The organism is Pseudarthrobacter sp. CCNWLW207, from assembly GCF_037203945.1.
Classification (GTDB): domain Bacteria; phylum Actinomycetota; class Actinomycetes; order Actinomycetales; family Micrococcaceae; genus Arthrobacter.
In genome coordinates this window covers 152,105-168,533 of sequence record NZ_JBBCBS010000005.1, presented here as the reverse complement: position 1 = coordinate 168,533, position 16,429 = coordinate 152,105, and the positions used below count along the sequence as shown (strand labels likewise).

Below are 16,429 nucleotides of genomic sequence, written 5' to 3'. Positions count from 1 at the left end.
CTAGACGGGTCCTCCCACGTGGTGAAGCCTGTCAACGAACCAGGCTTCCGCGAAATTGGAGTGTCAATGCCGCAACAAGGGGGTTCGCCGCAATCCGGGCTGGATGCAACCGGTTTGAGTTCTGAACGGGCCGCGGCATTACTCAAGGAGTCGGGGCCGAACGTTCTTCCGACCGCGAAGTCAGTGCCACAATGGCGGAAGCTCCTGGGTGAGTTGACGCATTTTTTTGCACTGCTGCTCTGGTGTGCCGCTGCTCTGGCCTTCGTCGGAGGGCTGCCGGAGCTTGGTGTCGCCATCATCGTGGTGGTCGTCGTCAACGGGATCTTCGCCCACATCCAGCAGGAACGCGCCCAGCACGCGGCTGCGAAACTGCGCGGTCTGCTGCCTGCTGACGTTTCCGTCCGCAGGGATGGACACCTGCTGAGGGTCCATACCAGTGATCTGGTCCCGGGTGACGCCGTCGTCCTCACGGCCGGCGACAGGGTGCCGGCCGACGTCGTCCTGGCCGTTGCCTCCGGCTGTGCCGTAGATGAGTCCATGCTGACAGGCGAAAGTGAAGCTGTGCCGAAGGCCAGTGGGGACAGCGCGTGGGGCGGGACGTTCCTCATCAACGGAGAAGCCGACGCCGTGGTTTCCTACACAGGTGGGAACACGAGGCTTGCCGGAATTGCCGCGCTGACCAGCGGGACCATATCTCCGTCCACACCGTTGGCCCGTGAGCTGCGCCGGATCGTCCGGCTCATTGCGGCTGTAGCCCTGGCGGTCGCAGGGTTTTTCTTCGTCGTGTCCTTGCTGGTGGGCATTCCGTGGCGCGACGCTTTTCTCTTCGCCATCGGCGTCGCCGTTGCCCTGGTCCCCGAGGGGCTCCTGCCGACCGTGACTCTTTCGCTGGCGATGGGGGCCCAACGGATGGCGGCGCGGAACGCCCTGGTCCGCAACCTGGAGGCCGTTGAAACTCTGGGGTCCACGACTTTCATCTGTACCGACAAGACAGGAACGCTGACGCAGAACCGGATGAACGCCGTCGAAGTCTTTACCGCCGACGGCCGTGTGACGGTGACCGGGGAGGGTTACCAGCCGGAAGCCGAAATAGAGGGAAGCGCGATCTCCGCAGCCACCAGAACTGCGCTCGCGGCCCGGGCTGCCTCCCAGGGCAGGGCCGTTCTCCAGGGAGCTGAGTGGAGGACCGAAGGGGACCCGATGGAGGCGGCCATCGATGTCCTGGCGCGCCGCCTTACCGGGTCCGCTCCTGAAAATGCGAAGCCTGCGCGGCGGTTCGCCTTTGATCCGCGCCGTCGCCGTGAATCGGTCATTGTCGGCGCCAGACTCTTCGTGAAAGGGGCGCCGGAATCCGTCTTGCCGCTCTGCGGAGCATCCGCACGTGCCTCAACCGAGGAAGTTGAAGCGATGGCTTCGCGGGGACTGCGTGTCATGGCAGTCGCTGTCCGGGAGCTGGCCGGGCCTGTGGAGGACTGGCTGGGGCGCCTTCCCGAGGAGGTGGAAGTGGACCTCACCCTGCTTGGGCTGATCGCGCTCCACGACCCGCCCAGGCCGGATGTAGCCGAGGTGATCCGCACCGCCCGCGAAGCAGGAATCAAGGTCGGGATGATCACGGGCGACCATCCCGCGACCGCGGCCGCCATCGCCCGGGAAATCGGCCTGATGGGATCCCCGGAACTGGTTCTGGAGGGATCGCAGTTTCCTGAGGACGAGCAAATCCTGGGCGCCTTGCTCGACCGTGATGGCATTGTGGTGAGCCGGGTCTCCCCGGAGCAGAAGCTGCGTGTGGCGAAGGCGCTGCAAAGCCGCGGCCACGTGGTCGCCATGACAGGCGATGGCGTCAACGACGGTCCCGCGCTGCAGGAAGCCGACATCGGGGTGGCGATGGGACGCAGCGGAACCGACGTTGCCCGTGAAGCTGCCGATCTAGTGCTCCTGGATGACCATTTCGCTACGATCGTCGCAGCCATCGAACAGGGCCGGGCCACGTATTCCAATATTCACCGCTTCCTCACCTACCACCTGACAGACAACGTTGCCGAACTGACGCCGTTCGTCATCTGGGCACTGTCCGGCGGCCAGTTTCCGCTCGCCCTCGGCGTCCTTCAGATCCTCGCCCTCGACATCGGCACGGATCTGCTTCCCGCGCTCGCCCTTGGCGGTGAGCCGCCAGGAAAGGGTGTGCTGAAGCGGCCACCGGAAAAGCGGCACCTGATGGACCGCCGGCTGATGTTCCGGGTGTTCTGCGTGCTGGGTCCAGTGGAAGCCCTCATGGAAATGACCGCGTTCTCCATGGTGCTGTTCTCCGGCGGATGGGTACGCGGAGACCCGCAGGATGCTGATCTGGTGATGGCTGCCTCCGGCGCCGCGTTCACCGCCGTCGTGCTCGGCCAGCTGCCCAATGCCTTCGCCTGCCGCAGCGCCACCCTGCCGCCCTGGAAACAGGGCTGGTTCACCAACCGGCTGCTGCTTTGGGCAGTGCTGGCAGAAATCGCCGCTTTGGCGGCGTGCCTCTACGTGGTCCCTGTTTCGGCCGTACTGGGGCACCTCCCGCCGCCGCCCCTCGGGTTCGGAGTGGCCGCTTTGGCTGTTCCGGCGGTGCTGGCAGCCGACTGGGGGTACAAGAAGCTAAGACGGCACGGAACAAAGCCCGTGGCCGCCATTCCCAGGCCGGAGTCCGCAGGACCAAAGCCTCTGCTGCTACCCGTGCTCACCCGGGAGGATCGTGCCATGAAGGCAAGGACGACGATGACTGACGTTCACGTGGTGTGGTTCGAAGACGTAGGAATGGGCGATGTGCCCAGTGTGGGCGGGAAGAACGCATCGCTGGGTGAGTTGACACGCTCGCTGGTAAGTTCAGGCGTCCGCGTACCGGAGGGCTTTGCCACCACCGCCGCCGCATATCGGGCGTTCGTCGCCGCCAACGGCCTCGAACCCGGGATCCGCGCGTCAGTCGATGACTACCGGGCGGGCCGGACCAGCCTGCGGGAAGCCGGCGAAGCCATCCGGGAACTCATCCTTGACGGGCAGTTTCCGCCAGACATCGCCGCCGACATCAGGGAACACTACCGGGCCCTCTCACAGCGGGCAGGGCAGGACCGGGCTTCGGTTGCCGTGCGCAGCAGTGCCACGGCGGAGGACCTTCCGGACGCCAGCTTCGCCGGCCAGCAGGAGACATTCCTTAACGTCTCCGGCGAGCGCGAACTGATGGATGCCTGCAGGCGATGCTATGCCTCCCTGTTCACCGACCGGGCCATCAGCTATCGGGAAATCAAGGGGTTCGACCACCTGGACGTGGCGCTGTCCATCGGCGTGCAAAGGATGGTGCGTTCAGACCTTGGCGCATCCGGGGTGATGTTCTCCATCGACACAGAGTCGGGTTTTCCGGGCAGCGTCCTGATCAGCGCCGCGTGGGGGCTGGGGGAAACGGTGGTCCAGGGCACCATCAACCCCGACAAGTACCAGGTTTTCAAGCCGCTGCTGTCCGCCCCACAATTTACACCGATCATCGAGAAGACCATCGGTTCGAAGGAACGGAAGATGATTTACAGCCGGGGAGGGCACGCGCGCACCAGGACAGTCGACACGACTGCGCAGGAACGGCGCTCGCTTGTACTCACTGATTCCGAGATTTTGGTCCTGGCGCGGTGGGCTGTGGCGGTGGAGGACCACTACGGGTGTCCGATGGACATGGAGTGGGCCAGGGACGGGTCCACCGGCGAGCTCTTTATGGTCCAGGCACGGCCGGAGACTGTCCAGGCGCGGCGCAGCGGATCCGTTTTCCGCGTCTACCAGCTGCGCGAGTCAGGCCCCCGGCTTGCCTCGGGTGCGGCGATCGGTGAATCGATCGCACATGGCACCGCCTGTGTGGTCAGGGACGCCCGCGACATCGAAAAATTCCGTGACGGCGCCATCCTGGTCACCCACATGACTGACCCCGACTGGGTTCCCATCATGCAGCGCGCTGCCGGCATCGTCACCGACCACGGCGGCCCCACGAGCCACGCCGCAATCGTCAGCAGGGAACTGGGCGTACCCGCCGTGGTGGGGACGGGCAACGGCACGTCCGTCCTTGCGGAGGGGGCGCCCATCACACTGTCCTGCGCGGGTGGTGAAGACGGGGAAGTCTACGACGGCACCCTCGCGTTCGACGTCGAAGAGGTGGACCTCGGTGCGCTGCCTCAGACCCGCACAGCCGTCATGGTCAACATCGCGAGCCCGTCAGCGGCCTTCCAGTGGTGGCGCCTGCCTGCGGCAGGGGTGGGCCTTGCCCGGATGGAATTTATCATCAGCAACCTCATCCGGATCCATCCCATGGCGTTGGTGCACCCGGAACGCGTTACAGATCCCGACGAGGCTGAACGCATCAGGGAGCTCACGCACGGCTACACCGACCTTGAGGAATACTTCGTTGATGCCCTGGCCACGGGCATTGGGAAGATTGCCGCGCCCTACCACCCCCATCCGGTGATCGTCAGGCTCAGCGACTTCAAAAGCAACGAATACGCCCATCTGATCGGAGGCAGCTCCTTCGAAGTTGCCGAAGAGAATCCCATGCTGGGCTTCCGGGGGGCTTCACGTTACTACGACAAACGTTACCGGGAAGGTTTCGCCCTGGAATGCCGGGCACTGAAAAGGGTGCGCGAGAACATAGGATTCTCCAACGTCATTGTCATGGTTCCCTTCTGCCGCACCCTCCGCGAGGCAGACCAGGTGATTAAGGCGATGGCAGAAAACGGCTTGGTCCGTGGTGAGGCGGGACTGCAGATCTACATGATGTGCGAGATTCCCTCGAACGTCATCCTCGCGTCGGAATTCGCCAGGCGCTTCGACGGATTCTCCATCGGGTCCAATGACCTGACACAGCTTGTCCTGGGCGTTGACCGCGACTCCGAACAGCTGGCCGGGCTTTTTGACGAGAGGGACGAAGCCGTGACTTCGATGATCGCACAGGTCATAGGCAGGGCCCATGCGGCCGGGATCAAGATCGGTATCTGTGGCCAGGGCCCCAGCAACCACCCGGACTTCGCGGAGTTCCTGGTGAGAGAGGGTATCGACTCCATTTCGCTCAACCCCGACACTTACCTCAAGACGGTTCCGGTGATCGCTGCGGCCGAGAACCAGGAACGATGACCAGGCTTGGCATCCTGACCAGCGGCGGAGACTGCCCCGGACTCAATGCCGTGATCCGCGGCGCCGTGCTGAGCGGCGTCATTTCCCACGGGTACGACTTCGTCGGCTTCCGGGACGGATGGAAAGGGGTGCTGGACGGGGATGTCATCCCCTTGCCGCGCCATGCAGTGCGGGGGCTTGCCCTCCTGGGCGGGACCATCCTTGGCACATCGCGGACCAATCCCCTCACCTCAGGCGGAGTGGGGGCGCTCGGCGAAAGCCTCCGCCGCCTTGGCATCGACGGCCTGCTGGCCATCGGCGGCGAGGGCACCTTGGCGGCCGCGCAGGAACTGTCAACCCAGGGGATCAACGTTGTGGGAGTCCCCAAGACCATCGACAACGACCTCGACGCCACGGATTTCACCTTCGGATTCGACACGGCAGTCCAGACGGCGACAGAGGCCATCGACCGGCTGCGCACCACGGGGGAGTCGCATCACCGCTGCATGATCGCCGAAGTCATGGGCCGGAACGCTGGCTGGATAGCCCTTCATGCGGGGATGGCTTCGGGCGCCCACGCCATCCTCATCCCGGAACATCCGGTTTCGTTGGGACAGGTTGCCGGGTGGGTGCAGTCCGCACGCGACCGCGGCCGGGCGCCGTTGGTGGTTGTCGCGGAGGCCTTCACCCTGGAGGGCCAGGACAAACCCTACTCACCCCGGGGCCTTGACACGTTCGGCAGGCCGCGGCTCGGCGGAATCGGCATGCTGCTTGAGCATGAACTGCAGCAGCTGACCGGGATCAAAACCCGGGCCACAGTTTTGGGGCACATCCAGCGGGGTGGAGCCCCCACCGCCTTTGACAGGGTGCTGGCCATGAGGCTCGGCATGGCAGCTGTTGATTCCGCTGCCGCCGGCCGTTGGGGGACCATGGTTTCCTTGCGGGGAACGAGCGTCGTGAACGTCGGATTTGACGCTGCGCTGGGCCGGCTCAAGACCGTGCCCGAGGACCGTTACCAGGAGGCAGCGGTCCTGTTCGGCTGATCCGTTGCCGGGCCCTGCTGCTAGCCGCGTGTTATCTCGATCTTCCTCGCGGGGGGCTGCTGGGCGGCCGTGGGCACCGGTGTCCGGACCTCCAGCACCCCGTCCTTGTAGGACGCGGTGATGTCATCCTGTTGAACGCCGTCGGGCAAGGCGAGCCTGCGGACAAACGAACCATAGCGGAACTCCGAACGGTAGCTGTCCTTGTCCTTTTGCTCGGACTTCTCCCTGCGCTCGGCCTTGATCTCAAGGGCGCCGTCAACGATCGTCACGCTGACGTCCTTGTCCGGATCGATCCCGGGCAGTTCGGCCCGGACCACCAGGGTGTTGCCTTCAATCAATTCTTCAACGCGGATCCCAGACGCCGCGGTGTCACCTTCGAAAAGCCTTTCAATCATCTCGACGGGGGAGCGCCGGGTGTCAAACCATTTCATCAGATCAGCCATGTCTGCCTCCTTGCTTGGATGACGGTCGGGCATCTTTGCCCGACTCCTTAAGGGTCGGGCACAGGGCCGGGAGGACCCAGAGGCTTTGGTCCTGAGTGCCTGGAAGACGTGCCCTGACTGCGGCTCAGGTTGGGCCTGCTTATGGCAGTTTGAGTGGGGACCGGGTTTGCAGTCTGGTTGGGGCCCACTTCGCGGCTCGCCGGTTGATGAATCGCAGCTTCAGTTGAGAGCCAACTCCACGGTTGATTCCATCAGGAGGTTTTCCAACAGCGGAAGGCAGTGATGGAGTCGAGAGTGGAGCTTTTCGCGAGGATACGCGGAGACGCCAGGACCAGGCGTTTATCGATCCGGTCTCTTGGCCGGGAGCACCGCGTCCCGCGCAGAACGGTCAGACAGGCGCGCCGGCTGAACAAGCAAATTGGGCGTCGTTCACGCCGCGGGCTCATATCCGACAAGCCAGTGAAGTCCATGACGATCAATGACTTGGCCATCGGACGCGCCCCAAGGCTTTGGCGAGAGTGGGTCGAGCACCGACCCGTCAACGGAGAGTTTGTCGAACCACTCGTGGAGGACCGGCGGTTCGGCGGTTCCCAGCAGCGAGAGCATGATGCCTTCGAGCCGAACCGCTGTTTGGCCCTCGGCTGCATCCGATCCTGCCAGAGCAACGACGATTGACAATCTCATTGGCCCCGAAGCGGAGGGCTAGGATCAGTTGCATGAGCAGCTCCCCATCGGAATCCCACACGGAAGTCCTCGCCCCGGCTGACTGCTGGAAGTACCTGAGGTCCTCCTATGTAGGGCGGCTGGCCGTGGTCAACGGTGCCGTCCCCGAGATCTTTCCCTTGAACTTCATGATTGTCGGAGAAGCGGTGGTTTTCCGTACTGCGCCGGGCACGAAACTCCGGGCCCTTCTCACCGGAGCCGCCGTGGCCTTTGAGGCGGACGGGATGAATGCCTACGCCACTGAAGTGTGGAGCGTTGTGGTCAAGGGAGTTCCTGTTCCGTTTGACGGAGATTTGGCGACCCTCCAGGACGCTGGTCCTGACCGCGAACCCTGGCAGCCCGGGCTCAAGGAGCATCTCATCCAGGTTGTCCCGGCGGAAGTCTCCGGGCGAAGGTTTGCGGTTTCGCCGCGCACGCGCTGGTGGCCGCCGCAGGACTTTACAGCGGACTGGCTCTAGGGCCGCGTCACCTTCTCCGGACCATCGACGGGGTACCGCCGTGTGTGGTAGCTGCTCAGCGCCAGAACCCCAAGGATGCCGACGGCGGCGGCGCCAATGGCGACAGCCGAGAGCTCCGTCGGAGGCCATTCGAGCATAAAGAATTCCTGCAGGATGGGGACGGTCATCAGCAGGACCAGACCGAGGCACATGGAAGCGATGATCGCCAGGCGCAGGGTGCTGACGGGACGGCTGACAGCCGCCAGCACGCTCAGGGCAACCAGGGACAGCGTCATGACCGAGGCTGTGCGGTTCGCTTCAGCGCTGAAGCCGCCCGCCGCCACGGAATACACCTGCACAGCCAGGAGCGCCGCCGTGACGATGATTCCGGCTGGGACCGCCATGGTCAGTGACCGTTTCAAGAATCCGGGCCGGTAGCGGCGGGGGTTGCTCATGAGGGCCAAAAAGAACGCAGGGATGCCGATCGTGAGCCCGTCGGTGGCTGAGAGCTGCCGGGGCAGGAACGGAAAACTCCACATCAGCGCTCCGAACGCCACGGACAGGGCCACGGCGTACATCGTCTTGCTTAGGAACAGCACCGAGACCCGCTCAATATTGGCGATGACCTGCCGGCCCTCCGCGAGGACGGCCGGAAGCCGGTCGAAGCGCCCATCCAACAGCACCATGCGGGCCACCGCTTTGGTGGCCGGCGCCGCCGTGTCCATGGCGATGCCGATGTCCGCTTCCTTCAAGGCCAGCGCGTCATTGACGCCATCGCCCGTCATGGCGACGGTGTGGCCCATTCTCTGCAGCGCCAAAACCATGTCCTTTTTCTGTGCAGGTGTGACGCGGCCGAACACGGAAAAGTGACCCAGCGTTTCCTCCATCAGGTTCGGATCTGGGGGCAGGTGCCGTGCGTCGTAGCCCTCGCCGACGTCGACCCCCACTTCACGAGCCACCGAAGTGACCGTCCGGTGGTCATCGCCGGAGAGGATCTTCACGGTAACGCCCTGCCGGCGGAAATAGGACAGCGTCTGCGCCGCATCCGGGCGGACCTTTTCCCGGAACGTCACGAGCATGGTTGCTGTAAGCCCTGCGGGTAGCTGCACGTCGTCCGGATCCCCTGTGGGCACAACGTCCTGCGAGTAAGCCAATACCAGCGTGCGCAAACCCGCCGAGGCGAGACGGCGGGACCGGGTCAGGACGTCACTGGTGGCGCCACTGTTCTCCAGCAGCACCATCTCGGGTGCACCAAACACCCACGTTCCCGCGGCCGGGTGCGGCGGATGAAAACTCGCAGCGCTCCACTTCCTGGCGGAGGAGAAAGGCACGACGGCGGCGGGAGCCCGGTTGCCGTCGAAGGCGAAGCTGCTGGCCAGGCAGCGGGCTGTGGCATTGGCGTGGGGGTCCGCGCCGAACCATCCCAGTGCCTCCCTCCAGCCCTGGACAGGGGCCCGTCCAGCCCGGTGGACGCCGTCGAAAACCACCGTACCCTCCGTGAGCGTACCGGTTTTGTCGATGCACAGTACGTCCACACGGGCCAGCCCCTCCACCGCCGCAAGCTCCTGCACCAGCACGTTTTGGCGGGCCAGCCGCACACCCCCAACGGCGAAGGCAACGCTGGTCATCAGCACCAGGCCCAGAGGGATCATGGCGATGGCCCCGGCTACGGCGCCAACGACGGCTTCCACCCACGCCCCGGTGCGGAAAGCGGCCTCCCAGCCGCCCTTTGCCTGCATCTGGCCGTTGGTGACGATCGCCACGACGGGCAGGAGGGCCCAGCTGATCCAGTGAAGGACACGGTTTATCCCGTTGCGGATCTCGGAGTTGACCAGGGAGAAACGTTTCGCCTCCGCAGTGAGCCGGTTCGCGTATGAGCCGGCACCCACGGCAACCACCCGCGCCCTGCCCTGGCCGGCCGTGATGGTGGAGCCGGAGAGCACTGTCGAGCCCGGGTCCTTGTCCACGGGTTCGGACTCACCCGTGAGGAGGGACTCGTCAACTTCCAGTCCAGTGTCGTCGACGATGACGGCGTCCGCCACCACCTGGTCGCCGGCCTGCAGAACGGCGATGTCACCCAGGACCACGTCGGCGACGGCAATTTCCTGAACCCGGCCATCGCGGAGCACCCGGGCGGCTGGGGCATCCATGACAGCGAGCCGGTCAAGCAGCCTCTTGGCCCTGAACTCCTGGACTACGCCGATGACGGCGTTGCTGAGTGCGGCGAAACCGAAAAGCGCGTCCTGCCACTGACCCAGCACCAGCAACAGCAGGAAACAGCCGCCTACGATCCCGTTGAAAAGGGTCAGCACGTTGGCCCGGACAATCTCCCGCAGTGTTCTGCTCGAGTTGTCCGGGGCACCGTTGCCCAGCCCCGCAAGCGTTCGTTCCTTGACGTCCGCCGCGGAGAGACCGGTTCCTGCGGGAGCGTCAGCTCCGGGCGGATAGGGTGCCGCTGCCGTGCCCACTCGGCTCACTCAGGATGCCGAGAGAGCCGCGCCCAGGGTTTTCCCCCATTCGCGCGCCCGGTCCAGTTCACCCGGCAAAAGCTGGTTGGTGTCGTCGACGAGGAAGCTCGCAGGCTCGGCGATGAGCTCAAGGCCATGTTTCTTGAGCCGTTTTGCGATGCCCTTGGATGCGTGACCGGTCAGCAGTTCGTTGCCCTCCAGCCGCGTGTCGAAAGCGGCCGCTTTCCCGGTTGCCTTGTCCAAGGCATCGAACCAGGACCGCAAGCCCGGCCCTCCCGCAGCGGCGTCCGGAACCAGCCCCTTCTCCGGGTGTTCAAGGGCGTCTTTGACTGCCAGTTCCCACATTGGCTTCCTGCTCATGCCGTGGATGTGGGTCGGCCCTCCCACCACCAGGAGGTCCGTGGCGGTGGGCTGGGTCTGTCCTGCCTCCTCGACGGACATCACCTGTGGGTCGGCCACCCCTACCAGCCCTTGCGCAATCGCATCGGCGATGGCGTGGGTGTTGCCGTAGAGGGATTCGTAAACGATTGCTGCTTTCATGGCGTTGCCTTCTGCTCGAGTGCCGAGGCCAGGTTCCTGGCCCAGGTTGCTGCTCTGTCCAGTTCTCCGGCGCGCAGCGGCCCTTCGGTACCCCGGACGTAGAACGGGGTGGGGTGGGAAATGATGTGGGCGCCGCCTTCCGTGAGCAGTTTGGTGATCTTCCTGGCGGCGTCGCCATGGATGAAGAACCGGACGCGGGTGTCGAATGCGGCCGCCTTGATGCCCCTGAGCTTGCCGTTGCCCAACTGCCCCAGAAGTTCTGTGATTTTGGGCGTGGGCCGCCAACCGTTGATGGGGGAGCCGACGACGAGGAGGTCGCCACCTGCCAGGCTGCCAGGTTTGAAATCGGTCACGGACACTGCCGCAGCCCGGATGGGTTTGAGGCCTTGGGCGATGGCCTCTGCAACCGCCTGGGTGTTCCCGAATGCGGAGTCGTAAACAACGTAGCCTTTCATGCGGTGATCACCACTTTCAGGGCGTTGGTTTCCGCGGCCCGGGCGAAGGTGTCGTAGGCGTCCATGAACTGGTCAAAGCGGAAGCGGTGTGTCGCGAACTTTTCCGCCGGCAGCTTGTCTTGTGCCACAAGCTTCAGCAGCATCGGGGTGGTGTTGGCGTTCACGAGTCCCATGCTGATGTTGATGTTCTGGATCCAGAGGTTCTCCACGTGCAATTCCACTGACTTGCCGTGTACGCCAACGTTGGCGACATTCCCGCCTGGCCGGACGATCTCCGTGCACATGCTGAATGTCGCGGGAATGCCCACCGCCTCGATGGCCACATCAACCCCTTGGCCGTCGGTGAGCCCCAGCACCTGTTCCTTCCAGTCGGCGTCGCCTGAGAGGACAACATTGGTGGCGCCGAACTCCCGGGACTTCTCCAAGCGGTTCGCATCAAGGTCGATGGCGACGATGGTGGCGGCTCCATAGAGCCCTGCGGTGGCGATTGCGGCCAGCCCGACCGGACCTGCCCCGACCACCGCCACCGTATCGCCGGGTTTGACCCGGCCGTACTGGACGCCGATTTCGAAGCCCGTGGGGAGGATGTCCGACAGCATGACGGCCTGTTCGTCGCTGACGCCGTCGGGCAGCACGTGCAGGGAGTTTTCGGCGTAGGGGACCCGCACGTATTCGGCTTGCGTGCCGTCGATCAGGTGGCCGAAGACCCAGCCGATGCCCGCGGCGCCCTCCTCGCCCATACAGTGCGAATAGAGGCCGGCCTTGCAGTTGGCACAGTGGCCGCAGGACTTGATGCAGGAGATGATCACGCGGTCGCCCGGTTTCAGGCTGGTCACCGACGGCCCCACCTCAGTAATGGTTCCCACACCCTCGTGGCCCAGGATTCTTCCTTTGGTCACAGCCGGCACATCGCCTTTGAGGATATGCAAGTCCGTCCCGCAGATGGTGGTGGTGTCCACCTTGACGATGGCATCGGTGGGGTTCCGGATTGACGGATCGGGTACCTCCGTCCAGGACTTTTTCCCGGGACCTCCGTAAACGATGGCTTTCATAACCGTTCCTGCCTCTTGCTGATCATGTGTTCCACTGCACGCGGAATGCTGCTCCAGCCTCAACGATGACACCGGGTTGCCTCGGCGGTAAGGGACAAAGGTCCCGGAAGTCCGACGGCGGCCGCTCAGGCCCGCGCATTGTCGGCGGTCCCGCCGGGTTCCGGCTGCCGGAAGATGAGGACAGGGCCCTTGGCATGGTGAAGGACCGCATGGGCATTGGATCCGATGGTTCCCCGCAGGATCCCCTGGCCCTTGCTACCGACGACGAGGAGGGCGGCGCCGCGGGCCGCGTTGAGGAGCGCCCGCGGAATGGAACTGTCCTGCGCGATGCGCTGGTCCACAGCTACGTCCGGAGCCTGGGCCTGGGCACTGTCAGCCGCCTCCATCAGGAGACGACGGGCCGCTCCCTGCCCCGCTCTGGCCTCGTTGGCCGCGGCATCATGCGGTCTGACGACGTGGATGATCGTCAGGTCCGCTCCCGCAGCACTGGCCAGGTCACAGGCCATCCCCAAGGTGTCCGGCGAACCGGATGAGTCAATTCCCACTATGATGCGCCCTTTGGGGTTCTGATCGAATCGAATGACCGCCACGGGACAAGGGGCCGTCGCCGCGAGTTCCAGGCATACGGATCCAACCAGGAGTCCCATAAAGCCACCGATCCCGCGGCTGCCAAGAACCAGCATTCGCGCATCATCCGCGATCCGGCGGAGATGGCCCGCGGGGAGTCCGTACAGGAGGCTGCTCCGGATACTGAGCCTGGGCTCGACGGACAGCGCCTCAGCTTCGCCCTGATCAAGGATGGCCTGCGCCTGATGTTGCAGCCCGCTTCCGGGTATGCCTTTGACGGGTCCAAGGTCGTTGGTCAGCAACGGCCACAGTGAGCAATGAACCACCTGCAGTTCGCAGTCCAATAGCGTTGCGTGCCGCGCAGCCCAACGTACGGCCAGTGCCGCCTCCTCCGATCCGTCGTAGCCAACAACGATGCGGTCAGGTGTGGGCATGGCTGGACCCGGACTGGCCGCCGTCCTCCGCGGAAGCCGTCCCGGGACGAACGATGAGGCCTGCCGGCAGATCAGTGCCGTGCGCCACGAGGACCGGGCATTTTGCGTGCTCCGCCACCGTTGCGCTCACCGCACCCAGCAGGAGCCCTTCAAATCCTCCGTGGCCACGGCCGCCCACGACCACCAACTGGGCCTTCCTGCTTTCTTCGACCAGGACCTTGGCCGCCTGACCTTGGGCGGCGACCATTTCAAGTCCGGCAGGAGGAGTGCCGTCGAAGGCCGTGTCCACGGCCGCGGCACAGACCTTCCGGGCCTCCTCTTCAGGGTCCCAGATGACCGGGATGAAGGTGCCGAGGGCGATCTGGAACTGCCAGCAGGTCACGGCCCGGATGCGGGCCTTGAGCAGCGGCGCCAATGCGCCGGCCCAGCGCAATGCGAGGAGCGAAGGAGCGCTTCCGTCCACGCCTACGACTATTGCCGGCACTTCAGGGACGTGTTCCATGGTCGTCCTCGGGATCCTGGCTGACGACCAGCACCGGGCAATGCGCGTGTGCTGCACATGCGGCGCTCACTGAACCCAGAAGCTGGCCGAGCAGGCCCCCGCGGCCCCGCCTTCCGACAACGAGCAGTTGGGCGTCGCGGCTTTCCTCTACGAGGACCTTCGCCGGTGATCCCGCCTTGACAAGGGCTGAGAGGTGTTCGGGGCGTTCCGGGCCGAACGCCCTGTCGATGGCCTGTTCCATGAGCCGCCGGGCAATCGCCGTGAGCTCCGCCGCGCTGGCCGGGTCACCCCCGGGATGCAGGTTTTGCGGAAGATAGAAATCGGACGGGCCCAGGCATGTGATGACGTGCAACGGAGCGGCCAACGCGGATGCCAGCCGCCCGGCAATGCGCAACGCGGCCGGAGAGTATTCAGAAGCGTCGATTCCGACCAGGATGCGTTCACTATCACTCATAGGAGTACTTTCCACAGGATCCTGGCGGGTGCCTAGGGCCGAAGGTCACCCAAAGCGCGCGGTCCCTCCGGCGCCTCAGGCTGAGCGAAGCAACACTGCAGCTCCGGTGTAGCGGTCCTGGGACAGGTCCAGCAATGCCTGGTCTGCCTTGGTCCACGCGTAGGGGACAGTGGTGGGGCGGAGGGGCACTTTCTCTGCCAGCGCCAGGAATTCACGGCCGTCGGCTCTCGTGTTGGCCGTGACACTGCGCAGGTGGCGCTCCTGAAAGAGATGCTTTTGATAGTCCAGGACCGGGATGTCGCTGAGGTGGATTCCGGCGACGGCGAGGGTTCCTCCGCGGTCCAGCGCGCGAAGCGCTATCGGTACCAGTCCGCCCACAGGAGCGAAGAGGATCGCGGAGTCCAGCGGCTCCGGCGGGTCGGCCTCAGCGGGACCGGCGAACTCTGCCCCCAGTTCAAGGGCCAGCCTCTGCGCCGCTGCGGACCGGGTCATGACGTAGACACTTGCACCCTCATACATGGCCATTTGCGCTGTCAGGTGGGCCGATCCGCCAAAGCCGTAAATGCCGAGTTTGCCCCCTTGCGGCAACCCGCCCAGCAGCGGATGCAAGGGCTTCTGAGTGCTGTCGTTGCCTTGGCCGAGGACCTCAGCCTGGAGGCCGTGCTGCACAGGGTGGTCAGTTCGGCCTGCCACCTTCTCCAAGCTGAATACGGGGCCTTGGGAGTGATTGGACGTGACCGGGCCCTGAGCCATTTCATCACAGTCGGGATAGACGAGGAACTCGCCCGCAGGATTGGCCCCCTCCCCACAGGACATGGCGTTCTTGGCCTGTTGATCCGCGATCCGAAGCCCCTGCGGCTACATGATCTGAGCCAGCACCCGGACGCCTACGGGTTCCCCAAGAACCATCCGCCGATGAAGTCTTTCCTGGGCGTGCCGATCCGCGTGAGGGACGTTGTGTTTGGCAACCTTTACCTGACCCAAAAAAGTGGGGGCGGCGACTTCACGGACGAAGACGAGGAGCTCGCCGAGGCACTTGCTGCGGCCGCCGGCGTCGCGATTGAAAACGCCAGGCTCTACGACGACGCCCGGCGCAGGGCGGCGTGGCTGCAGGCGTGCATGGACGTGACCGGCGAGATGATGGGCGACGAGGAGGCACCGGAGGGCCAGGCCGGGGGACTGGACTTGATCGCAGCAAGGGCGCTCCGGGAATCCGGTTCCGCCCTTGCGCTCATCCTGGTCCAGGAGGACACGTCCGGCCTGTACCGCGTAGCGGGCGGTGCGGGGAACATTGCTCCGTCGTGGGTTGGACGGCTGTTGTCGTTTGACTCTGAGGAGATACACGCCGTCCTTACTACGGGCCAGGCCGCCTTGTTAGAGGACGCATCGTCTGCCCTTGGTGCCGGCGCGGACCTGGCTGCTGGCCGGCTCCTGGTCATAGACCTCAGCGCCCACGGCACCCACCACGGCCTGCTGGTCCTGCTGCGGGAGCGTTCATCCGGGACGTTCAGCACGACGGATCTGGACATGGGTCCCGTTTTCGGATCGCACGTCGCCTTGGCGCTTGAACTGGCGCGGGCTCACCGGATGCGGGAACAGATCGCTGTCTTCACCGACCGGGACCGGATCGCCCGCGACCTGCATGACCTCGTCATCCAGCGACTGTTCGCAGCAGGGCTCAGCATCCAAAGTCTCCAGCGATACATGTCCGATGACTCCGCCGCCAGGACGATCCGGGCTGTGACCGACGAATTGGACGAAACCATCCGGGAGCTTCGCAACACCATCTATTCGCTAAGTGACTCCGCCGGGGAGAAGGAACTCCTCAGCAGCCGGGTCCTCCAGGCAGTCCGCAGCGGCGCGCAGTCCCTCGCCTTCGTCCCCTTGCTGACCCTGACGGGGCCCATTGATGCCATCCGGGACGAGGAAACTGCCCTGAACATGGTGGCAGTGATCACGGAAGGACTCAGCAACGCCGTCCGACATTCGGGTGCGGATTCGATCCGCGTGTCAGTTTCGGTGGACAACGGCTCAGTCTGCATCCAAATCCAGGACAATGGAACAGGATTCAGCGCGCCTTCCGCCGGCAACGGACTGGCGAACATGCGCTTCAGGGCTGCCTCGCTGGGCGGAAGTTTTGACATCGCCAGTTCCCCGGAAACGGGAACGGCACTTACCTGGACGGCCCCCGTATTTTGA

Annotated in this window: 13 protein-coding genes and 2 pseudogenes; 5 read left to right on the top strand and 10 right to left on the bottom strand. The window is 64.7% G+C overall.

The annotated features are described in order from the left end of the window. Positions 1 to 66 precede the first annotated feature (66 nt). From V9L17_RS10525 to V9L17_RS10515, 3 genes and pseudogenes are all read left to right on the top strand, one after another. Positions 67 to 2,634 (top strand): annotated as a pseudogene (locus V9L17_RS10525) (cation-translocating P-type ATPase); the annotation flags it as partial. 114 nt (positions 2,635 to 2,748) lie between these two features. Beyond that, positions 2,749 to 5,133 carry a phosphoenolpyruvate synthase gene (gene ppsA, locus V9L17_RS10520; RefSeq protein WP_337351518.1) on the top strand — a complete coding sequence of 795 codons (2,385 nt, stop codon included), beginning with the start codon at positions 2,749 to 2,751 and terminating at the stop codon, positions 5,131 to 5,133. After that, positions 5,130 to 6,155: a 6-phosphofructokinase gene (locus V9L17_RS10515; RefSeq protein WP_337351399.1), complete on the top strand. Its 1,026-nt coding sequence runs from the start codon at positions 5,130 to 5,132 to the stop codon at positions 6,153 to 6,155. The genes ppsA and V9L17_RS10515 overlap by 4 nt, the downstream gene beginning before the upstream one ends. 20 nt (positions 6,156 to 6,175) lie before the next feature. On the opposite strand, the gene V9L17_RS10510 is transcribed toward V9L17_RS10515, so the two are convergent. After that, entirely contained in the window at positions 6,176 to 6,598 is a 423-nt protein-coding gene (locus V9L17_RS10510) for an Hsp20/alpha crystallin family protein (RefSeq protein ID WP_337351398.1), read from the bottom strand. A gap of 429 nt (positions 6,599 to 7,027) precedes the next feature. Next, a pseudogene (locus V9L17_RS10505) lies at positions 7,028 to 7,276 on the bottom strand (VOC family protein); the annotation flags it as partial. A gap of 38 nt (positions 7,277 to 7,314) precedes the next feature. Here V9L17_RS10505 and V9L17_RS10500 point away from each other — a divergent pair. Beyond that, entirely contained in the window at positions 7,315 to 7,779 is a 465-nt protein-coding gene (locus V9L17_RS10500) for a pyridoxamine 5'-phosphate oxidase family protein (protein ID WP_337351397.1), read from the top strand. Here the strand turns inward: V9L17_RS10500 and V9L17_RS10495 are convergent. From V9L17_RS10495 to V9L17_RS10460, 8 genes are all read right to left on the bottom strand, one after another. Then, the gene (locus tag V9L17_RS10495; RefSeq protein WP_337351396.1) at positions 7,776 to 10,235 is read right to left on the bottom strand and encodes an HAD-IC family P-type ATPase; all 2,460 of its coding nucleotides are present in this window, start codon (positions 10,233 to 10,235) and stop codon (positions 7,776 to 7,778) included. The genes V9L17_RS10500 and V9L17_RS10495 overlap by 4 nt on opposite strands. Beyond that, positions 10,236 to 10,766 (bottom strand): flavodoxin family protein, encoded by a 531-nt coding sequence (locus tag V9L17_RS10490; RefSeq protein ID WP_337351395.1) that lies wholly within the window; start codon positions 10,764 to 10,766, stop codon positions 10,236 to 10,238. Next, positions 10,763 to 11,221 (bottom strand): flavodoxin family protein, encoded by a 459-nt coding sequence (locus V9L17_RS10485; RefSeq protein ID WP_337351394.1) that lies wholly within the window; start codon positions 11,219 to 11,221, stop codon positions 10,763 to 10,765. Before V9L17_RS10485 ends, V9L17_RS10490 begins: the two co-directional genes overlap by 4 nt. Then, complete coding sequence (locus tag V9L17_RS10480; protein WP_337351393.1) at positions 11,218 to 12,273, bottom strand: zinc-dependent alcohol dehydrogenase family protein; 1,056 nt, start codon at positions 12,271 to 12,273, stop codon at positions 11,218 to 11,220. Before V9L17_RS10480 ends, V9L17_RS10485 begins: the two co-directional genes overlap by 4 nt. Before the next feature lie 125 nt (positions 12,274 to 12,398). After that, on the bottom strand, positions 12,399 to 13,274 hold the full coding sequence (locus V9L17_RS10475) for a universal stress protein (protein ID WP_337351392.1): 876 nt from the start codon (positions 13,272 to 13,274) through the stop codon (positions 12,399 to 12,401). Next, on the bottom strand, positions 13,261 to 13,776 hold the full coding sequence (locus tag V9L17_RS10470; RefSeq protein ID WP_337351391.1) for a universal stress protein: 516 nt from the start codon (positions 13,774 to 13,776) through the stop codon (positions 13,261 to 13,263). Before V9L17_RS10470 ends, V9L17_RS10475 begins: the two co-directional genes overlap by 14 nt. Beyond that, a complete protein-coding gene (locus V9L17_RS10465; protein ID WP_337351390.1) occupies positions 13,760 to 14,230 on the bottom strand; it encodes a universal stress protein in 471 nt (156 codons plus the stop codon). The genes V9L17_RS10470 and V9L17_RS10465 overlap by 17 nt, the downstream gene beginning before the upstream one ends. A 75-nt stretch (positions 14,231 to 14,305) precedes the next feature. Then, positions 14,306 to 14,923, bottom strand: a complete 618-nt coding sequence (locus V9L17_RS10460; RefSeq protein WP_443198032.1) for a zinc-binding dehydrogenase — start codon at positions 14,921 to 14,923, stop codon at positions 14,306 to 14,308. Between V9L17_RS10460 and V9L17_RS10455 the strand changes: the two genes are divergently transcribed. Then, positions 14,834 to 16,429: a GAF domain-containing sensor histidine kinase gene (locus V9L17_RS10455; protein ID WP_337351389.1), complete on the top strand. Its 1,596-nt coding sequence runs from the start codon at positions 14,834 to 14,836 to the stop codon at positions 16,427 to 16,429. The genes V9L17_RS10460 and V9L17_RS10455 overlap by 90 nt on opposite strands.